This window comes from Paenibacillus sp. FSL R5-0517 (assembly GCF_037974355.1).
Taxonomy (GTDB): Bacteria; Bacillota; Bacilli; order Paenibacillales; family Paenibacillaceae; genus Paenibacillus.
Genome location: NZ_CP150235.1, coordinates 1094460 through 1113702, shown reverse-complemented (window position 1 = coordinate 1113702; position 19243 = coordinate 1094460). Strand labels below are relative to the sequence as shown.

The 19243-nt window shown below is 49.3% G+C and carries 14 protein-coding genes; 2 read left to right on the top strand and 12 right to left on the bottom strand.

The window, feature by feature from the left end; all coding sequences use genetic code 11:
* Positions 1-138: 138 nt before the first annotated feature.
* The 12 genes from MKX40_RS04920 to MKX40_RS04865 all read right to left on the bottom strand — a co-directional run bounded on the left by MKX40_RS04920 (position 139) and on the right by MKX40_RS04865 (position 16268).
* Positions 139-1986, bottom strand: a complete 1848-nt coding sequence (locus MKX40_RS04920) for an IucA/IucC family protein (protein WP_339239889.1) — start codon at positions 1984-1986, stop codon at positions 139-141.
* The gene (locus MKX40_RS04915) at positions 1946-3349 is read right to left on the bottom strand and encodes a type III PLP-dependent enzyme (RefSeq protein WP_339239887.1); all 1404 of its coding nucleotides are present in this window, start codon (positions 3347-3349) and stop codon (positions 1946-1948) included. The genes MKX40_RS04920 and MKX40_RS04915 overlap by 41 nt, the downstream gene beginning before the upstream one ends.
* Positions 3346-4122, bottom strand: coding sequence for an aldolase/citrate lyase family protein (locus MKX40_RS04910; RefSeq protein ID WP_339239885.1), 777 nt, complete (start codon positions 4120-4122; stop codon positions 3346-3348). The genes MKX40_RS04915 and MKX40_RS04910 overlap by 4 nt, the downstream gene beginning before the upstream one ends.
* The gene (locus MKX40_RS04905) at positions 4119-5954 is read right to left on the bottom strand and encodes an IucA/IucC family protein (protein WP_339239884.1); all 1836 of its coding nucleotides are present in this window, start codon (positions 5952-5954) and stop codon (positions 4119-4121) included. The genes MKX40_RS04910 and MKX40_RS04905 overlap by 4 nt, the downstream gene beginning before the upstream one ends.
* The gene (locus tag MKX40_RS04900; protein ID WP_339242920.1) at positions 5929-7716 is read right to left on the bottom strand and encodes an IucA/IucC family protein; all 1788 of its coding nucleotides are present in this window, start codon (positions 7714-7716) and stop codon (positions 5929-5931) included. The genes MKX40_RS04905 and MKX40_RS04900 overlap by 26 nt, the downstream gene beginning before the upstream one ends.
* Positions 7694-9127, bottom strand: coding sequence for an MFS transporter (locus MKX40_RS04895; protein WP_339239883.1), 1434 nt, complete (start codon positions 9125-9127; stop codon positions 7694-7696). Before MKX40_RS04895 ends, MKX40_RS04900 begins: the two co-directional genes overlap by 23 nt.
* A complete protein-coding gene (locus MKX40_RS04890; protein ID WP_339239880.1) occupies positions 9121-10476 on the bottom strand; it encodes a diaminobutyrate--2-oxoglutarate transaminase in 1356 nt (451 codons plus the stop codon). The genes MKX40_RS04895 and MKX40_RS04890 overlap by 7 nt, the downstream gene beginning before the upstream one ends.
* A gap of 168 nt (positions 10477-10644) precedes the next feature.
* Complete coding sequence (locus MKX40_RS04885; protein ID WP_339239878.1) at positions 10645-11667, bottom strand: hypothetical protein; 1023 nt, start codon at positions 11665-11667, stop codon at positions 10645-10647.
* Positions 11668-12253: 586 nt separating this feature from the next.
* Entirely contained in the window at positions 12254-13075 is an 822-nt protein-coding gene (locus MKX40_RS04880) for an ABC transporter ATP-binding protein (protein ID WP_339239876.1), read from the bottom strand.
* Between the two features lie 13 nt (positions 13076-13088).
* Positions 13089-14132 carry an iron ABC transporter permease gene (locus tag MKX40_RS04875; RefSeq protein ID WP_339239873.1) on the bottom strand — a complete coding sequence of 348 codons (1044 nt, stop codon included), beginning with the start codon at positions 14130-14132 and terminating at the stop codon, positions 13089-13091.
* Positions 14129-15142 carry an iron ABC transporter permease gene (locus MKX40_RS04870; protein ID WP_339239871.1) on the bottom strand — a complete coding sequence of 338 codons (1014 nt, stop codon included), beginning with the start codon at positions 15140-15142 and terminating at the stop codon, positions 14129-14131. Before MKX40_RS04870 ends, MKX40_RS04875 begins: the two co-directional genes overlap by 4 nt.
* A gap of 124 nt (positions 15143-15266) precedes the next feature.
* A complete protein-coding gene (locus MKX40_RS04865; RefSeq protein WP_339239869.1) occupies positions 15267-16268 on the bottom strand; it encodes an iron-siderophore ABC transporter substrate-binding protein in 1002 nt (333 codons plus the stop codon).
* Positions 16269-16690: 422 nt separating this feature from the next.
* Between MKX40_RS04865 and MKX40_RS04860 the strand changes: the two genes are divergently transcribed.
* Together MKX40_RS04860 and MKX40_RS04855 are read left to right on the top strand one after the other, a co-directional pair.
* Entirely contained in the window at positions 16691-17272 is a 582-nt protein-coding gene (locus tag MKX40_RS04860) for a hypothetical protein (RefSeq protein ID WP_339239867.1), read from the top strand.
* A 186-nt stretch (positions 17273-17458) separates the two neighbouring features.
* Positions 17459-19231 carry an alpha-glycosidase gene (locus tag MKX40_RS04855; RefSeq protein WP_339239864.1) on the top strand — a complete coding sequence of 591 codons (1773 nt, stop codon included), beginning with the start codon at positions 17459-17461 and terminating at the stop codon, positions 19229-19231.
* Positions 19232-19243 lie beyond the last annotated feature (12 nt).

The following is a 19243-nucleotide window of genomic DNA, read 5'->3' as shown; positions in this document are numbered from 1 at the left end:
CTCTTTCCTGTAACTCCATTCCATAAGAATTTTTAGCCAGATTGTTGAACGTTTTAATCCCCTCCAAGCATTTCAACTCCCAATAACAACAAGCCAAAAAGGCAACCCGTCAAACGGGTCACCTTCTCTGTTCCATATCTATCCCTTATAAAAAGGGTTCCACCCTATGCCTTTGCCCGATGGCATCGCGCCAGGCACCCCATCCGCTTCAAGCAGCGGACGGACAACTAACTTCACGGGCCACGCCTCGCTCTCGAATATCGCATGAGCAAGGGCGACCCGGTCAACCTCTGGAAGCTGCACATGAGTCAGCGCTTCCTTCCAGGCCTGCTCCGTGATCTCCCAGAACTTCGTTTCCGGGATGTGATACACTTCGCTCAGTGCCTCCATGATCGCAGCCAGATTCACCTGCGTCCCCAGCGACTGCACATAGAAGATCAACTTCTGGATCGTCTCGTTATACAGGCTGTTCGAGTATCCCGGGCGAATATGATAGGCAGGGTCTGCAATACCATGCTTGTCCAGATAAGGCTGATGCAGACGCACGGAATCATGGTCTCGGAACAAGAGACCCTTTACCTGATTATCCCGTAACACCAGACAGCAGTTCTGACCATGAATCTCAGGTACAACGCCCACCTTGAATAGACGCATTACGATGTCATAGAACGTCGTAGCTATACTCGTATAGAATTCCACCACGTCCGCGCTGCTCAGATCATCTCCCAGAATCTCCGTTAATAGATGATGTCCATCCAGATTTACACCCAGTGCTGCCATGGGGATGACTTTGTAGGATTCACCCAACAATTCAGCGGGATACACACGAATCTGTGCAGCCAGATGGCGGGGATGATCGTCGAACAGTCCCATGGATTCCGGCATGAAGCCCCACCAGTTCTGCTCTTCGCACATATATACCTTGTCCTTCAACGTCTCGTCACAAGCAACGGCCTGTCTTAACATCTGTTCTCCAGCAAGACCATTCAGCAGCTTGACTACTGGCAGATAACGAGCAGCCCCCAGCGACAGCACACTAACGGGCAGCTTGAGCATCAGATTAGATTCGGTTAACGGAGCCATCGAGCGCAGAGAGGATGTGGCCTGTACGTCGCCCGTTTCTATTTCCAATACAACAATGCTGCCCTCTTCAATCTCTCCAGTGAAGCGAGGCAGGATCACATGCTGCAATTGCCACGGATGAACAGGCATCGGCAGATATTCGTCGAACGTGATTCCTTTACGGGCAAACTCGACTTCCACCACTTCACGCTGAACATCGTCTAAGACGGCCAAAATGGACAACCCATCTTCGCAACCTTGCTGCACGGCATCCAGCTGTATAGCCACCCAGCGCAGCGGAATCGCCTTCCCGAATTCCGCTGCATACTGCGTTACATCTTCTGCGTTGAATCCCACCTTGGCTTTGGACGATGGGTGGAACGGACGATCCCGCAATGCAGCAACACGCTCACCTTTGATAAACCACTCATAAGCAGACACCGGAACGTTGGCGGACAGGTACTGGACTTGTTCCCAGCCCAGAGCATACTGCTCTACAGTAATATCCAGACTAGTCAGGAATTCCGCCACTCCGGGTTGCCTATATTCTTCATCTGACACAGCCCTCTGTAACAGCGCACGTCCAACCTCTGCCGGAGAATCAAGGAGAACCCAGCTTCCATCTGCTTTCTCTTCGTAGATCGGTGAACCCTGAACCCATTGAATCGCCTGTCTTACTCCTGTTTCGATCAGACACAATACACCATGCGTATGCAATCTAATGTAAGAATCACCATTCTGTCTCTGCACCTCGCCGTCATATTCCTTATACAATCTTCTGAACGGTGCAGGTGCTGCGGCAAAATCAATGAATGGGTGATCCTCCAGTGGGAGTAATTGCTCGGCCAAAAATGAATTCATCAAATCCGCCATAATCCGGCGTTCAGCGGCTTGCAGACTGGAACGCTTCATCAGTGTTGACATGATTATTGTCCTCCGTTAGATAATGGAATGCCGGGTGCGGATGCCCCAGAAAATCATGATGCGAGATGGTCCAGCAATAAGCCCCAGACTTTTCAAACAAAACAATATCTCCCACCCGTAGCAGTGCTACCTCCGCATCGGAATGCATGCGATCCTTGGGTGTACACAGCTCACCTACGATATGGACTCGACCATCCCTTACCTCTGGCCGGGCAAATGAATGCTTCCAACGATCTGTCGCCATAATCTGAAATGGATGGTTATGTCCCCATGAAGCAGGCAGACGATGATGATGCGTACCTCCCCTCAACACAGCAAAATGCTGATCATGAGAAGTTTTGACATCCGTAACCTCTGCGGCATAATACCCATGGTCTGCCACCAATAGTCGGCCCGATTCGAAATACAACTCGCCTCCACGTGAAGCAAGTCGTTGTCTGGCTTCACTTTGTTCCAGCAGAGAAGTAAACAACGACCAATCGAATCCGGGACTCCCATCATACGTTACACCGAATCCCCCTCCTGCATTCACCACTTCCACAGGAAGACCATACTTGAGCTGCCACTGCTCTACCTTTTGCAAATACAGCTCAATCATCTCGGCATGCAGCCTGGCGTCCATATTGTTGGACAAAGAGTGAAAATGGAACCCGCTCAACCGAACCACACCCGCGCCTTCCACACGAATAAGTTCGATGGCTTCTTCCACTGCCTCTTCATCGATGCCAAAAGGACTTGGCCCACCGCCCATGACAATTTTCGTCCGGGGTAACGTACTACTTCGCAGATTGATTCGGAGCAGAATGCGTACTTCCTGCGCTTGACCGCGGTAATGCTCATGGTGGTGTTCATGCATGTCCTCCTGTACCTGCTCCTGCCCTCGCATGTTCTTGCCTCCATACGCCTGCTCCCATTCTTGCTGCTGCCTGCTTCCCTGCACATGCTCTTGCCCCTGCTCTTGATCCATCGCTCGCACCCTCGCAATCGCAATGATGCGCCGCAGCTCCAGCAGACTTTCCACATGGATATAACTCACGTTATTCTCGATTGCTAACCGCAGCTCGCTCTCCTTTTTACCCGGACCTCCAAAAAGGATCGGAACCTCTCGACTTACGGCTCTAACTTTGAGCAACTCTCCAATGGAAGCCACTTCAAAGCCCTTTACCAATGGAAGCAATGCCTCAATAATGCGTGGATCTGGATTCGCCTTGATGGCATAGAACAACTGTGTGTTTTCGGGCATGCTGCCCAGCATCTGACGTACCTGTTCCTGCATGCCAGCCAGATCATAGATATACGCACATACCGGGTCTTCCGTCCCTCGTTGAAGTTCATTGATCGCCTGCCATACACTTGGTTTCATATCTGCCCACCCGCATTCCTGTAGTCATTCCGTTTTTGGATATACGCCCGAAATGCCGTATTCCGATCATCACCCAGCACGTATATATGTACTCCCCGCTCAGCCCAGAGCGCCATGTCGTCCACGCCCCTCGTGACCGTAGCATATGGTACTTCGCACTGCTGCGCGGTAGCATGCAATTCATCCAGCGCACGTCTCACATCCGGGTGCTCGGTCTGCCATGGCACACCGAGGGATTGCGACAGATCCGCCGCACCTTCCAATACAAAACTCACCTGAGGATGAGACAGAATCCGTGCACTTTGCCGAACGCCCTCTGCACTTTCAATCATGGGGACAATCATCACTTGTTCGTTCGCTTCCCCAATGTATCCCGTGAGCGGATATTTCCCGAATACACCAGGACGACCACTATTCAGACTCCGCATTCCGACCGGATGATAGTAGGCATGACGAACCGCTTCTTCCACCTGCTTCAGCTGCTCGACATGCGGAATAACGATACCTTGCGCCCCACAATCCAGCACTTTAAGAATCTCCGCTCGTTCCACCTTCGAGATACGCACCAGCGGAGTTAGGCCGACCAGTTCCGCCGCCCGAATTAACTCTTCTACCGATTCCATCGATGTTGTGGCATGTTCCAGATCAATGATGACAAAGTCATATTCCGCATGCCCGATCATCTCAATGATGACTGGATGTGGTATGGATACAAAAAGGCCATACACCGGCTGTTTGCGTGCAATTTTTTCCTTCAGCGTGTTAATTCTCATTCGACGATTCCCTTTAATTCGGGTGTTCCCTGTGATTCCAGTGCATCCTTCGATACCTTGAGCGGATTGCTCGCCTTACGGAAATACAACTCCCCATCCCCATACAGACGGCGCTTGGTCATCTCTTCGATCAGTGCATCTTCGGCAAAAAGGTCAAATGCAACAAACCGCTCTGCGTATTCCGGGTGCTGCTTCTGATAATCCACAATTACACCTGCGCACAGCTGCCAGAATGACTGCTCTGACAATCCAAACTTCTCAAAGGTCAACGCAATATCCGTCATGCAGATAAAAAAGAATGCGTCATACGTATAGTCACGGACTTCCGACACATCTCCCGCATAGATGAAGGAGTATCGATTGAACTTGCGATGCGTTTCCGGCTCGGGGTTCAGCTTCGGTGCGCGTTCCGGGTGTAACAGTTGATCCGGTACGTAGCGAACACCATCATGCAGATCCTTGATTATGATTCGTTTCGGCAGATCGTCTTCCAGTACCAAAATGATATTCTGTGCATGAGATTCCAGCGCAATCCCGTGTGCATAGAGCAGATGGATGATGGGCAGTGTAACCGTGCGAACGAGGGCCTCGCTCCACTTCTCTACGCCATGTCGTTCTACAGCATCCTGGATAAATGGAACACCATCCGGTTGCACCAACATTAGCGCATTCAGCGGCCACGCCGTCTCACCCTGCTTCAGGTGAACCGATACATTCTCCCGCCAGATGGCTCCAAGTGTGCCGTAGGCCCGTCCATATTGCGTTGCAGATAACTGCTCATAACGGAACGACAGTCCCATGATTTCTTTTAAAATGCCAAACTGCTCTTGCTGCAACAGCTCATCTTCACGAACGAGATTATCCAGCCAATCGCTGATCAGCGGTGCGTTCTGGGTCGTATGCTGTGCCAGTATACGTGTGCTCGACGTGTTGGTAATGCTGAGGGACAGCTTGATGTAAGGGGCTTCCGGATTAATCCGGTTCGACAGCGAACGGATCGACTGCTGCGCACGATAGGGCGTAGACGATGGACCAAGATATACCATATCTCCATCCATCAGTTGACGGGCATATACCGACTCCAACTGATGCTCCCACTGCCATGGATGAACCGGAATAAACACATATCGATCATCCGCGTCAGAACCTGTCTTCCCGTCACCCTCCAGAACCTCTTGAAATCGCTCTACATCCTCCGCAGTCAGATGCTGCCTTACCAATTCTTCAGAACTATAGCCCGCGGATACAGCGGTCTGAGCAAGTTCTTTTTTCACAGCCACCCAGACTAATGCAACTTCAGAGTTAAACTCAGGCCCATACGCCAGATTGTCTTTCAGAGAAAACCCCAACCGCGACTTATAACTCGGGTGATACAGATGACCGTCGGTCATGTGACTTTCGAGCGCATCATAATGCCGATCTTCTAGCGGAATGTTCAAAGGCAAAATCGCCCGGCACTGGCTGTCTTTTGCCATCGTTTCGAGCAGCTCCTGAATAAAAGCCGTCACATTCGAACCTTTTAATGAATTCAGCACGATTTCCTCCAAAAACAGATCCAGATCGGTGCAGGCTACGCCTTCCCTTTGAATCGAATCCTTCTTCACCTTCACCCGGCCAAATGAAAACTTCCGCTCCGCTTCACACGTGTACCCTACAGAATCGCCAGAAGATGTAAGGCCACTGGTTCGCCATTCACTCCCATGTACATCACTGTCCAAGAGACCTTCGAACCACATGGCCTCCAAAGTCTGTCGCATGATTCGTTCCTGTACACCCACGTAGACTGCTTCTGTCCTAGCGCCTGCTTCAGCCCTGTATCCCACAACTCCCACGCACTTCACTCCCTATTCGTTTCATTGGATTGCTCACCGGCACATAAGCCGGAGTCTGGCTGATACCCCTTAGACAACTCACCAAATTTTGCTTGGCCAGGAATGCTTCCGTTGTCAGCAGATGCCGTACATACGCATTGCCCGTTCGTTCCAGTTCAGCCTCAAGCACCTCACGTACCTGCTTCCAATAATGCTCCTCCGGAACGTTCACATCTCGCGCCAGGGCATGAATCAGAGACCCCAGATGATTGACGATAAAATAGTACGATGTCCGCGCCCAGGCGTTCTCTCGCGAATAAAATAATAAATCGGACGAAGCACGATCCTGCTCACGGATAAGTTCCTCATCCACACTGACCCCTTCCAGATCGCGGACGATAAAGTCCACAGGCAACCCATCCTTCAAGGTCACAAGGGTATTCTGCAGATGCGCTTCAAAATGAATGCCTCTCTCACCCGCCGCCCGTACAATCGGAAGCAGAGAACATTGCAGATAATGATCCAGCCAACGCTCAGCATTGATCAGACCACCACCGAGCATCGTCATCAACCTAGAACGCCTCCCCGGAAGTGGTGCCTCAATCAGACTGGATAAGACATACGTATTCGCAGGGTCGAACTCAATGGGTCGATAAGCTATCGTAAACAGACTCGTTAACTCTTCATCTTCAAAAGTACAAGTCGCTACACCTGTTTCATACGCGATATGGGTATTCGGCTCACCACCGAAGCAGTCATGCTGCCTGACGTATCTGGAGGCATCCAGTGTTCTGCGCATCTGCTCAGCACTATTGGTGCGAATCATGTTGGTAATCTGCATGTTCAGTGAGAGCTTGATATTGCAGTTCCATGCCGGAACATAGACCGTACGGACCGAAGAGGTTGGATAGACGACAGGCCCCGCAGTGCCAAGCAGAATTAATTTTTCTTCTCGAAAATAGTGCTGTATCTCGGTCAACCGTGATAGGTAAGCGTATTGCCATGGATGGACGGGCAGCAGCCCATACATTTCACTCTTTTCTTTTAAAATCGGCTGCACATGGCTCCGCAGGAGTTCTTGCAAATCCATTGCCGCCTCGTCATCCACCCATTCCTGCACGTAGACGTCCTGCCTCACCGCGATATAACAGAGTTGAAACGATGTGCGCAGCTCCGGACTGTACTTCCGAACATCCTGCTCGCTGAAGCCTTTGGAATTCTTCGGAAAAGGGTGAAACGGATGACCATATAACAGTGACTGTTCCGATGTCCGATAGTCGTGGATTTCGAGACCGGCCGCTTGTCCGATATACAACGTAAGGTTACCTACGCTGTTATCTACCTTTTGTGCAAAATCTCTGGCACACGCCACCTCGACACGATTCGTATTCTCACTCAATGGATGTACATTCTCCAGCTCAAGTGAACTCTTCATTTGCACCGTACTCTTCAACATTCCATGTTGGTCCGAACTCGCTCCCTGTTCCCCATCTCCAATTAGCTCAGATGTGATCCAGCGAACTAGGTCGCGATCATGCACCGCTTCTCCGCCAGATTCCATGCTGAGATATTCATGCTCTCCCATCGCAGAGTAATAGGATAGTTGTCCTGTCACCGTCACCCCACTGGCTGGAAAAGCAACCGCGTACGTCAGCGTATTCGGATTGATTCGAATATCATTTTCCTTCTCTAACGCAAGCTCACGGATGTAACAGTTCAGCAGAAGCTTGCACGAATGTTCACGGGCCTGCTGCTCTGCCTCAGACCGGAGCTTGTTTTCCATCTCGAACAATGATGCCAACCTTCTTTCGGGTTATAAATAGTACCAGGGGAAGGGTAAACAGTATGGCGCAGCCAAGGCCGATACAGATCTCTTTGAGCGCTCCCCATTTTGCCATCTCCATAGACGTTCCTGCCCCTGCTAGCCATTGCCAGCGCATATCGTAGTACAGGGTCATACCCATCACTGCAAACGAAGAAGCCAGCCGCTCAATCGTGGTCGATAACACCGACCCTTCGTGCATGTCTTCGTCTGGTAATGCTTGCAGACCAATCGCAGAGATACTCATGCCTGACAGGCCAACGCCAATTCCACGGCACGCCATGAGCATACCGATAATCCAGATCGATGCTCCCATGGGTAGAACGGCAAACGACAAGATCGATATCGACACCAGCAACGTGCCCCATGCGATAAAATGCATGGATCGACCACGATCCAGCAGACTGCCTCCGATCCACATGAACAGACTTGTGCAGATCGACAAGGGTATGAACAGCGCACCGGACAAGGCCGGCGACAGGTGGAAGACATCCTGGAACAATAATGGCAATGCAAAGATCACGCCAAACATGACACAATCCTGAATGGTCGAGATCAGCACGGTCAGTGGAAAGACGGCATTACGCCGCAGCAACTGGTAACGTATCAGTGGTTCCTTGCGACCGTTCTCGGTCTGGACAAAACGAATAAGTAACACCACACCGAGCGCAATCAGCAGCCAAGGTACCCATACCGCTGCGACAGGACTCGCATACAACTGTACGCCCAGACTAAGGGCACCTACCGAACAGATCAGCAGCATGATACTGGTTGGATGCCATCGTTTCCTACGGGCAGGAATATAAGTCTGAATGACTCGACCGCACCCGATAAACGAGAACACAGCCAGCGGCACATTAAGCCAGAACAGCATTTCAAGCCGTCCATACTGAATGATGAAGCCGCCCAGCGTTGGCCCAGCCGCAGGAGCAAGCATAAGCAGCAACCCCCACGCTCCTGTAATTCGTCCCCTTACCTCTGGTCCATATACATCAAACAACAACACAAGCGATAACGGAATCATCAGCCCGGCGGCAACCCCATGCATGAAACGCACAAGCAACAGTACCTCAATCGAGTGATAAAATAGTGCACCTGCCACCGAGAACACACCATAGATGGTGATGCCCAACATATACGTCTGCTTCCGGCCCAGTCGGTCTACGATCAGGGAAGCCAGCGGCATCGTTAACGTCATGGCCAGCATGTAGAGGGCGATGATCCATCCGCCTGCTGTCGTAGAGATCTGATAATATTGCACAAAATAAGGCAGCAGCAGATTAAATGCACTGTTGGTCAGTACCAGCGAAAAAGCACCGAGCAGAATCGCAAGTAATACGGCATGCCTCTTCATCAGGGATAGCTTCAGCATGCAGCCGTTGCTAAGGCAATTGCTTCAGCTACCGATTTCTCAAAGATCGCCAGGATCGCGCCCGATTCTTGCTCCGTAATATTCAGCGGCGGCAGAAAACGAACAACCGCTGAATGACGCCCGCCCAGTTCCACAATTAATCCATTCTTGAAACATTCACGTTGAATAGACTCAGCAAGTGCACCATTAGGCAGATAATGTCCCAGACGATCCTTGCGGCCTGCCGGATTAACCACCTCAACGCCGATCATCAGTCCTCTGCCTCGGACGTCACCAATCTCGGCATAGCGCTCTTTCAATGCATTCAGTTGCTTCATGAACTGCTCACTGCGCAGATGTACATTGTGTAGAACATCCTGTTCCCGGATATAACGAAGTGTGGCCAGTCCCGCAGCCATGGCCAGCTGATTGCCACGGAACGTTCCTGTGTGTGCACCAGGCTGCCATTGGTCCAGCTCTTCCTTATAGATGACGACAGACATGGGCAGACTTCCGCCAACCGCTTTGGAGCAGATAATTACATCAGGTACAATTCCGGCATGTTCAAATGAAAACATACGGCCTGTGCGTCCGATGCCTGTCTGCACTTCGTCGATAATGAGTGGAATGCTTCGCTCTGCTGTGATTCGGCGCAGCTCCTTCAGCCATTCAATGTCTGCCGGAATCGCCCCGCCCTCGCCCTGCACCGTCTCCACAATGACTCCGCACGGTGCAGCAATACCACTCTCGCAATCATCGAGCAAGTTCTCGATATACTGTGCACTTAACCGGGCCGTCATGCCCTCACCAACACCAAATGGGCAGCGGTATTCATAAGGAAACGGCAGGAAATGTACATCTGGCAGCAGGCTTTGCAGATGCTGTTTCTTGCTCAGGTTGCCACTCATCGACATGGTTGCTTGGGTTGAACCGTGATAACCTCCCTGAAAGGCAAGAATGGATTTGCCACCTGTTGCATGTTTGACCAGCTTAATAGCTGCTTCTACAGCATCCGCTCCAGTTGGACCACAGAACTGGATTTTGGACTTGTTCTGCATCGCTGCTGGAAGAATGGAGAACAATTCTTGCATATATGAAAGCTTCAGCGGCGTTGCCAAATCCAGGGTATGTAGCGGAATCTGCTGATCCAGGACATCGCGAATGGCATTGATTACCGTGTCATGGTTATGCCCCAGCGCCAATGTTCCTGCACCAGCCAGGCAATCGTAGAATACGCGGCCATCCGTATCGGTTACCTTCACCCCATGGGCCTTGCTAATAACAAGCGGGAAATGTCTGGGGTACGATCTTGCATTGGATTCCTTCTCATTTTGCATCTTCAGATATTCCGTCTGCACTTCTACTGACATAGCCCTTTAACGCTCCTTATCATCGATTCAGGCTTAACTGCTGCCTGTAATTTCTTTTTTCTGCATTTTGCATATGGCATGGTATGGATTCAAAATCAGGCAAGGTCCGAATTATAAATAAGGGTATCCGTCATCTGATATCCGTTATATATTGTCGTTTATCTGTTGTTATAAGTTATATGACTTAGATTCAAATTGTTCCTGACACAAGTATTCCAGGTATAACCGCACCACGTCACGAGTTGTCCCCCCATGGGGAAAGACGTGGTGTGTGAGATCTGGCAAGGCGTTCACTTCCAGAATGCCCCCTTCTTCTCTGGAGATCGGCGTGCGGATATCACGACAACGAACATCGACCCCTGCTACATCAATCTGAAGAGTTTGGGCCGCCTGAACGATCATTCGCGCATTCTCGGGATGAATGATCTCGGTACAATCCTTGTAGAATTCACTGATTTTTCCGGCGGCTGAGTTACGGAGATCATATAGCTCAATTTCTTCACCAGCGGCAGGAACTTCATCCAGGCTTGTGCCTTGTGCATGTAATACCTCCAGCAGTCGTTCCGTTTCTGCATGCACCTGGGGAAAGGCTTCATACTCGCCAATGGACGTAATCTTCATTCGTTCCTGATTCAACTGTTCGATTAATGTGCGAACGGTTGAAGTTCCATCCCCCTCGACATAGACAGGTCGATACTCATTCACAGCCGCCACTTCACCGTTAATGATCAGCACTCTGTAATCGATTCCGGTCACATATTGCTGCAACATAATGCTGCTGCCGTGCACACTCGCAAGATGAATGGCTGCCTCCAGTTCCTCTTCAGTACGCACATCCAGCGTCACGCCCATGCTGCTGCTCGCATCCAACGGTTTCACCACAATGGAGCGGTATCTATTCAGAAAAGCTACTGCTTCACTCCCCATCTCCGGGATCACGATATAGGAAGGTACAGGCATGCCCTGTTCATGCAGCAGCATATTACATGCCTGCTTGTTCTTCGCGAGCAATCCGGCGATTAACGGCAGACGATGAGATCTGGTTTTGTTTATGATGATCGGCTTGTCCCCTACTGCCAGCTTCAGAAAGTCCTCGCATCCCTCAAGAAGGGGCTCACAGGTGATCCCCATTTCCCTCGCTTTGCTTATAATGAGTCGGTTTTGCAGATTATGAATCCCTTTCGGAAACACTGAAAATCCTCCTCGATCGAATGAAGGTACTCGCTCCTATATAAGTTGAGTTAAAGATTATTTACACCGACACTACAATGACAGAACAACCTTCCAATCGCTGTTATCCCCAGATTTTTTGAATCCTTTTACAAAGGGGGAAATTCCGGGGATAGCGTATGCTTTCGATGCCAGCTTTCTTGCAGAAAGCTTGTAGCTCCGCTTTTTCAGGTTTTTTCTGTCCTCTCCGTTGCATATAAATGATTAATTCAACTTATATTGCTCCTACGTTCATCAATATTTATTGTAGTATAATATTGATAATGATTATCAATATCATATAAAATCTATTTTATGGCAATTCGATCTTTGTTGTCAATAATAAACTTTTAAGGAAAAATAAGATTGATTTTAGACTAGATTTATGCAGGTGTGGTTTTGTTACATCGAAGAATAAGTACAACAAGTGGCAAGCTCTGGATTGTATGAAACCAAGAGCTTGCCTGTTCCTGTTATCTTCATTAAACGCAGAAGTGTTGACGAGGTGGGTTGAAAAAAATAGCGATATCGCTTGAATCATCATTCGTCGAATCATTAATTGAAGTAATCAAGCCAACTGAGTGTAACGCTGCTCCCCATTCAGTTTCCTTCCCCTTCCATGCGGGATGCAGGTTGGTGTACCGAAGAGTGGATCAACCGCAATCTCACACTCCATCTGGAAGACCTTACGGACCATCTCCTGCGTAATGATGTCTTCCGGTTTACCTTCCGCGTAGATGGACTTGTTGTGAACAGCCACAATGTGATGCGCATACCGACATGCCAGATTCAGATCATGAAGTACCATGACAATCGTGCGTCCTTCCCGTTCATTCAACTCAAACAACAGATCCAGGATATCAATCTGATGAGTCATATCCAGATAGGTTGTAGGTTCATCCAGCAGCAGCGTTTCCGTACCCTGTGCGAGGGTCATTGCAATCCAGGCACGCTGACGTTGTCCACCGGACAGGGCATCTACAGGCCGATCCGCAAGTTCAGTCAGATGCGTGGACTCCAGTGCCAGCTTGACCATGCGCTCATCCTCTCGTGACCACTGCTTCAACCATGTCTGATGCGGATAACGTCCTTGCTTCACCAGTTGGTTCACCGTCAGGCCTTCCGGGGCAGTCGGACCCTGTGGCAGGATGGACATGCGTCTTGAAATCTCCTTGGTCGGCAGCTTCGCAATCTCTTCACCATCCAGCAGCACGGAACCTGAACTGGATTTCAGCAACCGGGCCATCGTACGCAGCAGCGTAGATTTACCACAACCGTTGCTGCCAATCAGGACGGTGATCTGTCCCTTGGGAATGGTCAGGTTCAAATTATCAATAATGGGATCTGCTCCATAGGAGATCGTAAGCTCCTTGGCTTCCAGAATACTCACAGTCCTCTCCTCCTCAAAACTGATTTCGATTCTTGAACAACAAATACAGGAAAAATGGTGCGCCTACGCCTGCGGTGAATACCCCTGCGGGAACGTCAAGCGGTAGAAAGGCCGTACGAGCTATGAGATCTGCTGCAAATACGAGCAGAGCACCAACCAGTCCAGACACGATCAGCATACTGCCAAACATCCGACCGACCAGCTTCCGGGCAATATGTGGAGCAATCAGGCCAACAAAACCAATGGTTCCGGCCACAGCCACGGCGATTCCCGCAAGCAGTACACTACATAACAGCAATGCAGAACGATGCCACTGTACCGTTACCCCCAGTCCTGTCGCCAGATCATCTCCAAACTCCTGTGCATTCAGGCTGCGGGCGAGCCAGATCGCCAGCGGTACAACAATCACGATAACCGGCAGTATGGTTCGAACATCGGTCCACGATGCTCCATACACACTTCCTGTCAGCCAGATATAGGCTTGACCTGCCGTGTAGAACGGACTCAGGATCAGCATAAAGGTCGTCCCGGCACCGGTAATGGCTGACACTCCAATCCCGATTAACACCAAGCGGATCGGACTGACTCCCTTTTTCCAGGCAAGCATGTAGATGATCAATGCCGTCAGAAGTGCACCGACAATGGCAAATAGCGGCAATAACTTGATGCTCACCGCTCCGCCCAGCAACGTAACAAACCCCACAGCCGCAACAGCCGCACCACCAGTGATACCGATGACATCCGGTGAGGCCAATGGATTACGGATAATACCTTGCAGGAGTGCACCTGACATACCGAGCGCTGCACCCACAAGCAGGGACAATAACACTCGTGGCAATCTCAGGGTCAGCACGACGAAGTCATGTTCCCCTTCGTTCAGACCAAATATCGTTCGAAGTACATCCAGCGGAGAAATAAAGTCACTGCCCACACTGGTACCGACTACTCCTGCAACTACAAACAAGAGCATACACACACTGATGACAACCAGTGATTTTCGTTCCATTTGCATCGATAAGGTGTCTTTTTTATTGCGGAAAGTCAACATCTTCCTCATATCTTCGTCACCCCCTTGCGGGCAATGTATACGAAGAAAGGTCCGCCAATCAATGCAGTCATGACACCGAGTGGAACTTCCTGCGGCATGATTACCAGTCTGGCAACCACATCTGCGGACAGCAGCAGAATGGCTCCCCCTACAATAGAGTAAGGAACGAGCCAGCGGTAATCATTGCCCACCAGTGCACGCATGATATGCGGAACAACCAGACCGACCAGACCGATCGAACCGGCTACGGCAACCGAACCACCCGCTAGCAATACGGTAACAACGCCCATGAGCACCTTGACCAGAAGTACATTCTGTCCCATGCCTTTGGCGATATCGTCACCCGTCAATAGCAGATTAATCGCTCTGCCCATGAACAGAGAGACAATGGCTGCGGCTGTCATGTACGGCAGAACGGGATATAACATATCCAATGTCCGCCCGCTAACTGAACCGGCAAGCCAGAAGAGCACATCCTGCAATCCGGTTCCATCCAACACGAGAATCGCCTGTGTGAACGAGGCAAACAATGCCGAGATTGCCGTCCCCGCCAGTACAATTTTGATCGGAGTCAGGCCATCCCGACCAAGGGAACCCAAGGCATACACAATCGCCGCGGCAACCGCAGCTCCGGCAAAACCAAACCACATCATGGTGGTCAGCGAGGATACGGACAATACTACGATGGCAATGACAATAAAAAAGATTGCCCCTGCATTGATCCCGAACACACTTGGTGATGCAAGCGGATTACGTGTCAATGCCTGCATCAGTGCACCTGCCACAGCCAAACTTGCACCAACGACAGCGGCAATAATGGTTCGTGGCAAGCGCTCCGTCAGCAGAACCACATGTTCCACAGAACTCTCGTCGTAGAATTGCAGTGCATCCCATGCCATCTGAAATGTGATATGCGTGCGTCCCAGAATCATACTGGCAAGGCAGGCAAACAGAAGTAATATGAATAAACCAGCCAGCCCATAGATCTTGGCGCTTGCCTTTGTAAAAAGGGGAAACATATTCTCACTCTTTCATCTGTAAAATGAAAAGGACCTGCCTGCCCATACACTTCGTTAACGAATGTCCTGGTGCACGGCAGGTCCTGCTCCTGTTAGTTAGTTAGTTAGTTAGTTAGTTAGTTAGTTAGTTCAGGTTGAACTGCTTATATAGATCGTCCAGCATCATATTCGCAGATGTGTATCCACCTGCCATGTTCCAGGCCACTTCATCAACCTGAACCAGTTGGTTGTTCTTGACTGCATCAAGATTCTTCCACAGCGGGCTGCTGGTCCAATCATCATAATTTTTCTGAATCGCATCGGTTTCGGTGCCTGAATTGAAGTTAAAGATCATGTCCGCATTCATGTCCGGAATATTCTCTTTGGAAGTCAATTCAACTCCCCATGTGTCTGCATCATGTCCTTCGGGTCTGGTGAATCCAAGCTCTTTCAGAATTTTACCTGCATAACCCATGTAGAAAATACGAACCTGATCGGCTCTAAAATTCGTGATGGTTGCTTCAATTGGCAGACGATCACCCATTTTCTCTTTGAAATCTGCTACACGGGCATCCCAATCTGACAACAATTTATCCGATTGCTCAACCATATTCATCGCTTCCCCAGCCATCTTCACGGTTTCTTTCCAATCAAACAGGGTCTCCGTTACTACCGTTGGTGCGATCTGGGACAATTGATCATAGATCTCTTCATGTCTGATCTTCGTAGCAATAATCAAGTCAGGTTTCAATTTGTTGATCTCCTCCAGATTGGGCTGGGATTCCTGTCCTACTTGTGGAACTCCATCCAGATCGGCTCTCAGATATTCATAGACGGGCTGCTGAACCCATGATTCAACCACGCCTGTCGGTTTCACGCCCAGTGCAACGACTACATCATTAGCACCTTGGAACAGCGTCACGATCTTTTGCGGTGTTCCCTTTATTGTCGTTTCACCCATGGCATGCTTGATCACTCGGGTCTGATCTTCAGCCGCACTGGCAGTTGTATCACTTTCACTATTACTTGCAGCTTGACTGGACGTATTCGTCGTCTCGGCACTTCCCCCCGAAGCACAACCAGCAAGCAGTGAAATCATCAGAATAAATGCTGCATAAATGTATAGCTTTTTCTTTACTTTATACATGTAACTTGTCTCCCCTTTTTATCTAAATGATATTGAATCTCATTATCAATTGTATTGTAATGGAGATGAAATCATTATACAAGCATTTTATTTGGGAAAACTTCTCACTCGCTCGCAGCTCCTATTACTTCTGAAAACAACTATAAATAGATACATATTAATTGAGACCATATAATATATATCGATACAATACGCATCCCTACTCACCATATATGTAATCTTTACCCTTATGCGAATTAGCCCCATTTCTCATCGTAATTCTTCTTCATCTAATACAATGTAATTTTGATGGTAAATTAATTATTCATTTTTATGCATATGAAAAGGATTTTGCTGTAAAACCCTTCCTGTAATTTCTTGTCGTACTATGTTAGATTATCCATTGGAATAAAATCACATCTATAGATAGGGGATATTGGCACGTGAAGAAATCATGGTTACTATCAATCATTATGAGTTTTGTTTTGCTCGGCGGGGTGTTCGCACCTGCAGGGTCTTATGCCGCTGCTGCGGATGACTCAACCACCACATATTCGGAAGACGAATACTATGAAGAAGTTGACACGTCCGAACAAGAACCGATTCCTACGGTTGAAGAAGAAGATTTCCTGGACTACCTGAATCAGTTGGATCTCGCAGCAGTATATGAGGAGAAAGCTTTCAATGCACTGGGAGGCGGATTTTACATTACATCTTCCAATCGCAAGTCCGTGTTCCTGAAACTGACCAACACTGCAATTCCTAACTACACCAAATATGTATCCAAGCTGAAACTGATTAAACCGCAAACTGCAGAGTTGCAAAAAATCCATGCCAGCCTGATCAAAGGGAGCTATACGCAACTGGAAGGATTCCAACTCGCCAAAAAAGCGGTCTCCAAAACTACGGTAAACAGCGCTGTCCTGAAACAAGCCAATGCCAAAATTGCTGCCGGCAAGAAAAATATCGAGAAATATCAAAAAGAACTGTCTGCCTACGCCAATAGTCTTGGATATGATTTCTAAAAAACAATTTTGAAATTTAAGGAAAAAAAGTGTTTTCTTTTGCTGAGTTAGTTCGTATAATAGCACTATAATCAAAAGGCTATGCTGCCGAAAGGTACAACCTCGTGAACAATAGAGGTTGTGCCTTTTTTGCGTTTTATGGCCGCATTGATCTGAAATCTCATCATCTAACGAGGAGTGATTCACATGATTCTTGAAGCCATTTATCATCGTCCCAAACTCAATTGGTCCTATGCTTATGATCGCTCGACCATGCATTTGCGTCTTCGTTCCAAACGCGGTGATCTGGATGCGGTGATTGCCATTACCGGGGACAAATATGCCTGGGATCGAACAATCACACACATCCCCATGCGCATCTTTGCCCGGGATGAGATGTTCGACTATTGGGAAGCCGAGACCTCACCTCCCTATCGCAGATTACGGTATGGCTTCCAATTGATTCAGGGAGAGGAATCGGTCTGGATGACGGAGCGCGGATTCGAGCAGGCGCTGCCTGACCATCCACTGGAATTTTTTGATTTTCCATTTATGAATCCGGTCGACATTTTTGAACCGCCTGCGTGGGTGAAGGACGCCGTGTTTTATCAGATTTTCCCCGAACGTTATGCCAATGGCGATCCATCTATCAGTCCCAACAATGCTGAACCCTGGGGAGGGGAACCCACACCTGTGAACTTCTTCGGCGGGGACCTGCAAGGTGTGCTTGATCATCTGGATCACATCAGCCAGTTGGGCATCAATGCCATCTATTTCTGTCCGCTGTTCGAGGCCACCACGAATCATAAATATAATACAGGCGATTATATGAAGGTCGATCCTCATTTTGGAACCAATGAACAGTTCAAGACCTTTGTGGATGCATGTCATCAGCGCGGCATACGTGTCGTTCTGGATGCGGTGTTCAATCATTCCGGCAGAGAGTTCCCTCCTTTTGTCGATGTCATGAAGAATGGAGCCGATTCCCCCTACGCAGACTGGTTCTATATCAAAGACTGGCCGCCACGTGTGGAGGATGGCATACCCACATATGATACCTTTGCCTTTGAACCGCTTATGCCAAAGCTGAACACGGAACACCCTGACGTGAAGGCATACCTGCTGGAGGTCGGACGGTTCTGGATCGAGGAGATGGACATTGACGGATGGAGGCTCGATGTGGCCAACGAGGTGGATCACCAGTTCTGGCGCGAATTCCGTCAGACGGTAAAAGCCATCAAACCTGATGCGTATCTGCTCGGTGAGATCTGGCATGATTCGCTCATGTGGCTTCAGGGAGACCAATTCGATGCCGTGATGAATTATCCGTTTACCAATTCGGTATTGGACTACACCGTGAACGGAAAGCTCGATGGACTCGGATTTGCCAATGAGATCGGCAAACTGCTTGCAGCCTATTCACAAACGGTTACTGAAGCTGCCTTCAATCTGCTTGGAAGTCATGATACACCCAGACTGCTGACCTTATGTGATGGAGACGAGCGTAAGATGAAACTTGCCGTTACGTTGCTGCTTACGTATCCAGGTGTGCCATGTATTTATTATGGAGACGAAGTCGGGCTTGACGGGGGATATGATCCGGGTTGCCGCAAGTGTATGGAATGGGATGAGACCAAGCAGAACCGTGAACTTCTGGAATTCTTCACCCATACGATTGCCCTTCGCAAACAGCACCCTGCGCTGCGCAGCACGGAACTGAAGATTGTATATGCAAAAGCCGGAGACCCTTGTCTTGCCATCGAACGATCGGATTCGCATACGGGTGAGCGCATGCTTCTTGTGCTGAATGCAGGAGATGAGCCATGTACTCTTGAACTGCCTTTGGCAGATCGTAACGTTTGGCGAAATCTGTACACATCAAACGAAGTGGAATCCCGGCAAAATAAACTGACCCTCGATCTGGAAGCTTACGGCTTCTCCTTACTGCAAATGGAGGTCAAACAACCTGCGGAAGCTTGATATAAATACAGC

Bases quoted from the DNA above. Each gene is read 5' to 3' on its own strand.
- MKX40_RS04920 (WP_339239889.1), bottom strand. From the start codon at position 1,986: ATGTCAACACTGATGAAGCGTTCCAGTCTGCAAGCCGCTGAACGCCGG.
- MKX40_RS04915 (WP_339239887.1), bottom strand. From the start codon at position 3,349: ATGAAACCAAGTGTATGGCAGGCGATCAATGAACTTCAACGAGGGACG.
- MKX40_RS04910 (WP_339239885.1), bottom strand. From the start codon at position 4,122: ATGAGAATTAACACGCTGAAGGAAAAAATTGCACGCAAACAGCCGGTG.
- MKX40_RS04900 (WP_339242920.1), bottom strand. From the start codon at position 7,716: ATGGAAAACAAGCTCCGGTCTGAGGCAGAGCAGCAGGCCCGTGAACAT.
- MKX40_RS04895 (WP_339239883.1), bottom strand. From the start codon at position 9,127: ATGCTGAAGCTATCCCTGATGAAGAGGCATGCCGTATTACTTGCGATT.
- MKX40_RS04890 (WP_339239880.1), bottom strand. From the start codon at position 10,476: ATGTCAGTAGAAGTGCAGACGGAATATCTGAAGATGCAAAATGAGAAG.
- MKX40_RS04875 (WP_339239873.1), bottom strand. From the start codon at position 14,132: ATGAGGAAGATGTTGACTTTCCGCAATAAAAAAGACACCTTATCGATG.
- MKX40_RS04870 (WP_339239871.1), bottom strand. From the start codon at position 15,142: ATGTTTCCCCTTTTTACAAAGGCAAGCGCCAAGATCTATGGGCTGGCT.
- MKX40_RS04865 (WP_339239869.1), bottom strand. From the start codon at position 16,268: ATGTATAAAGTAAAGAAAAAGCTATACATTTATGCAGCATTTATTCTG.
- MKX40_RS04855 (WP_339239864.1), top strand. From the start codon at position 17,459: ATGATTCTTGAAGCCATTTATCATCGTCCCAAACTCAATTGGTCCTAT.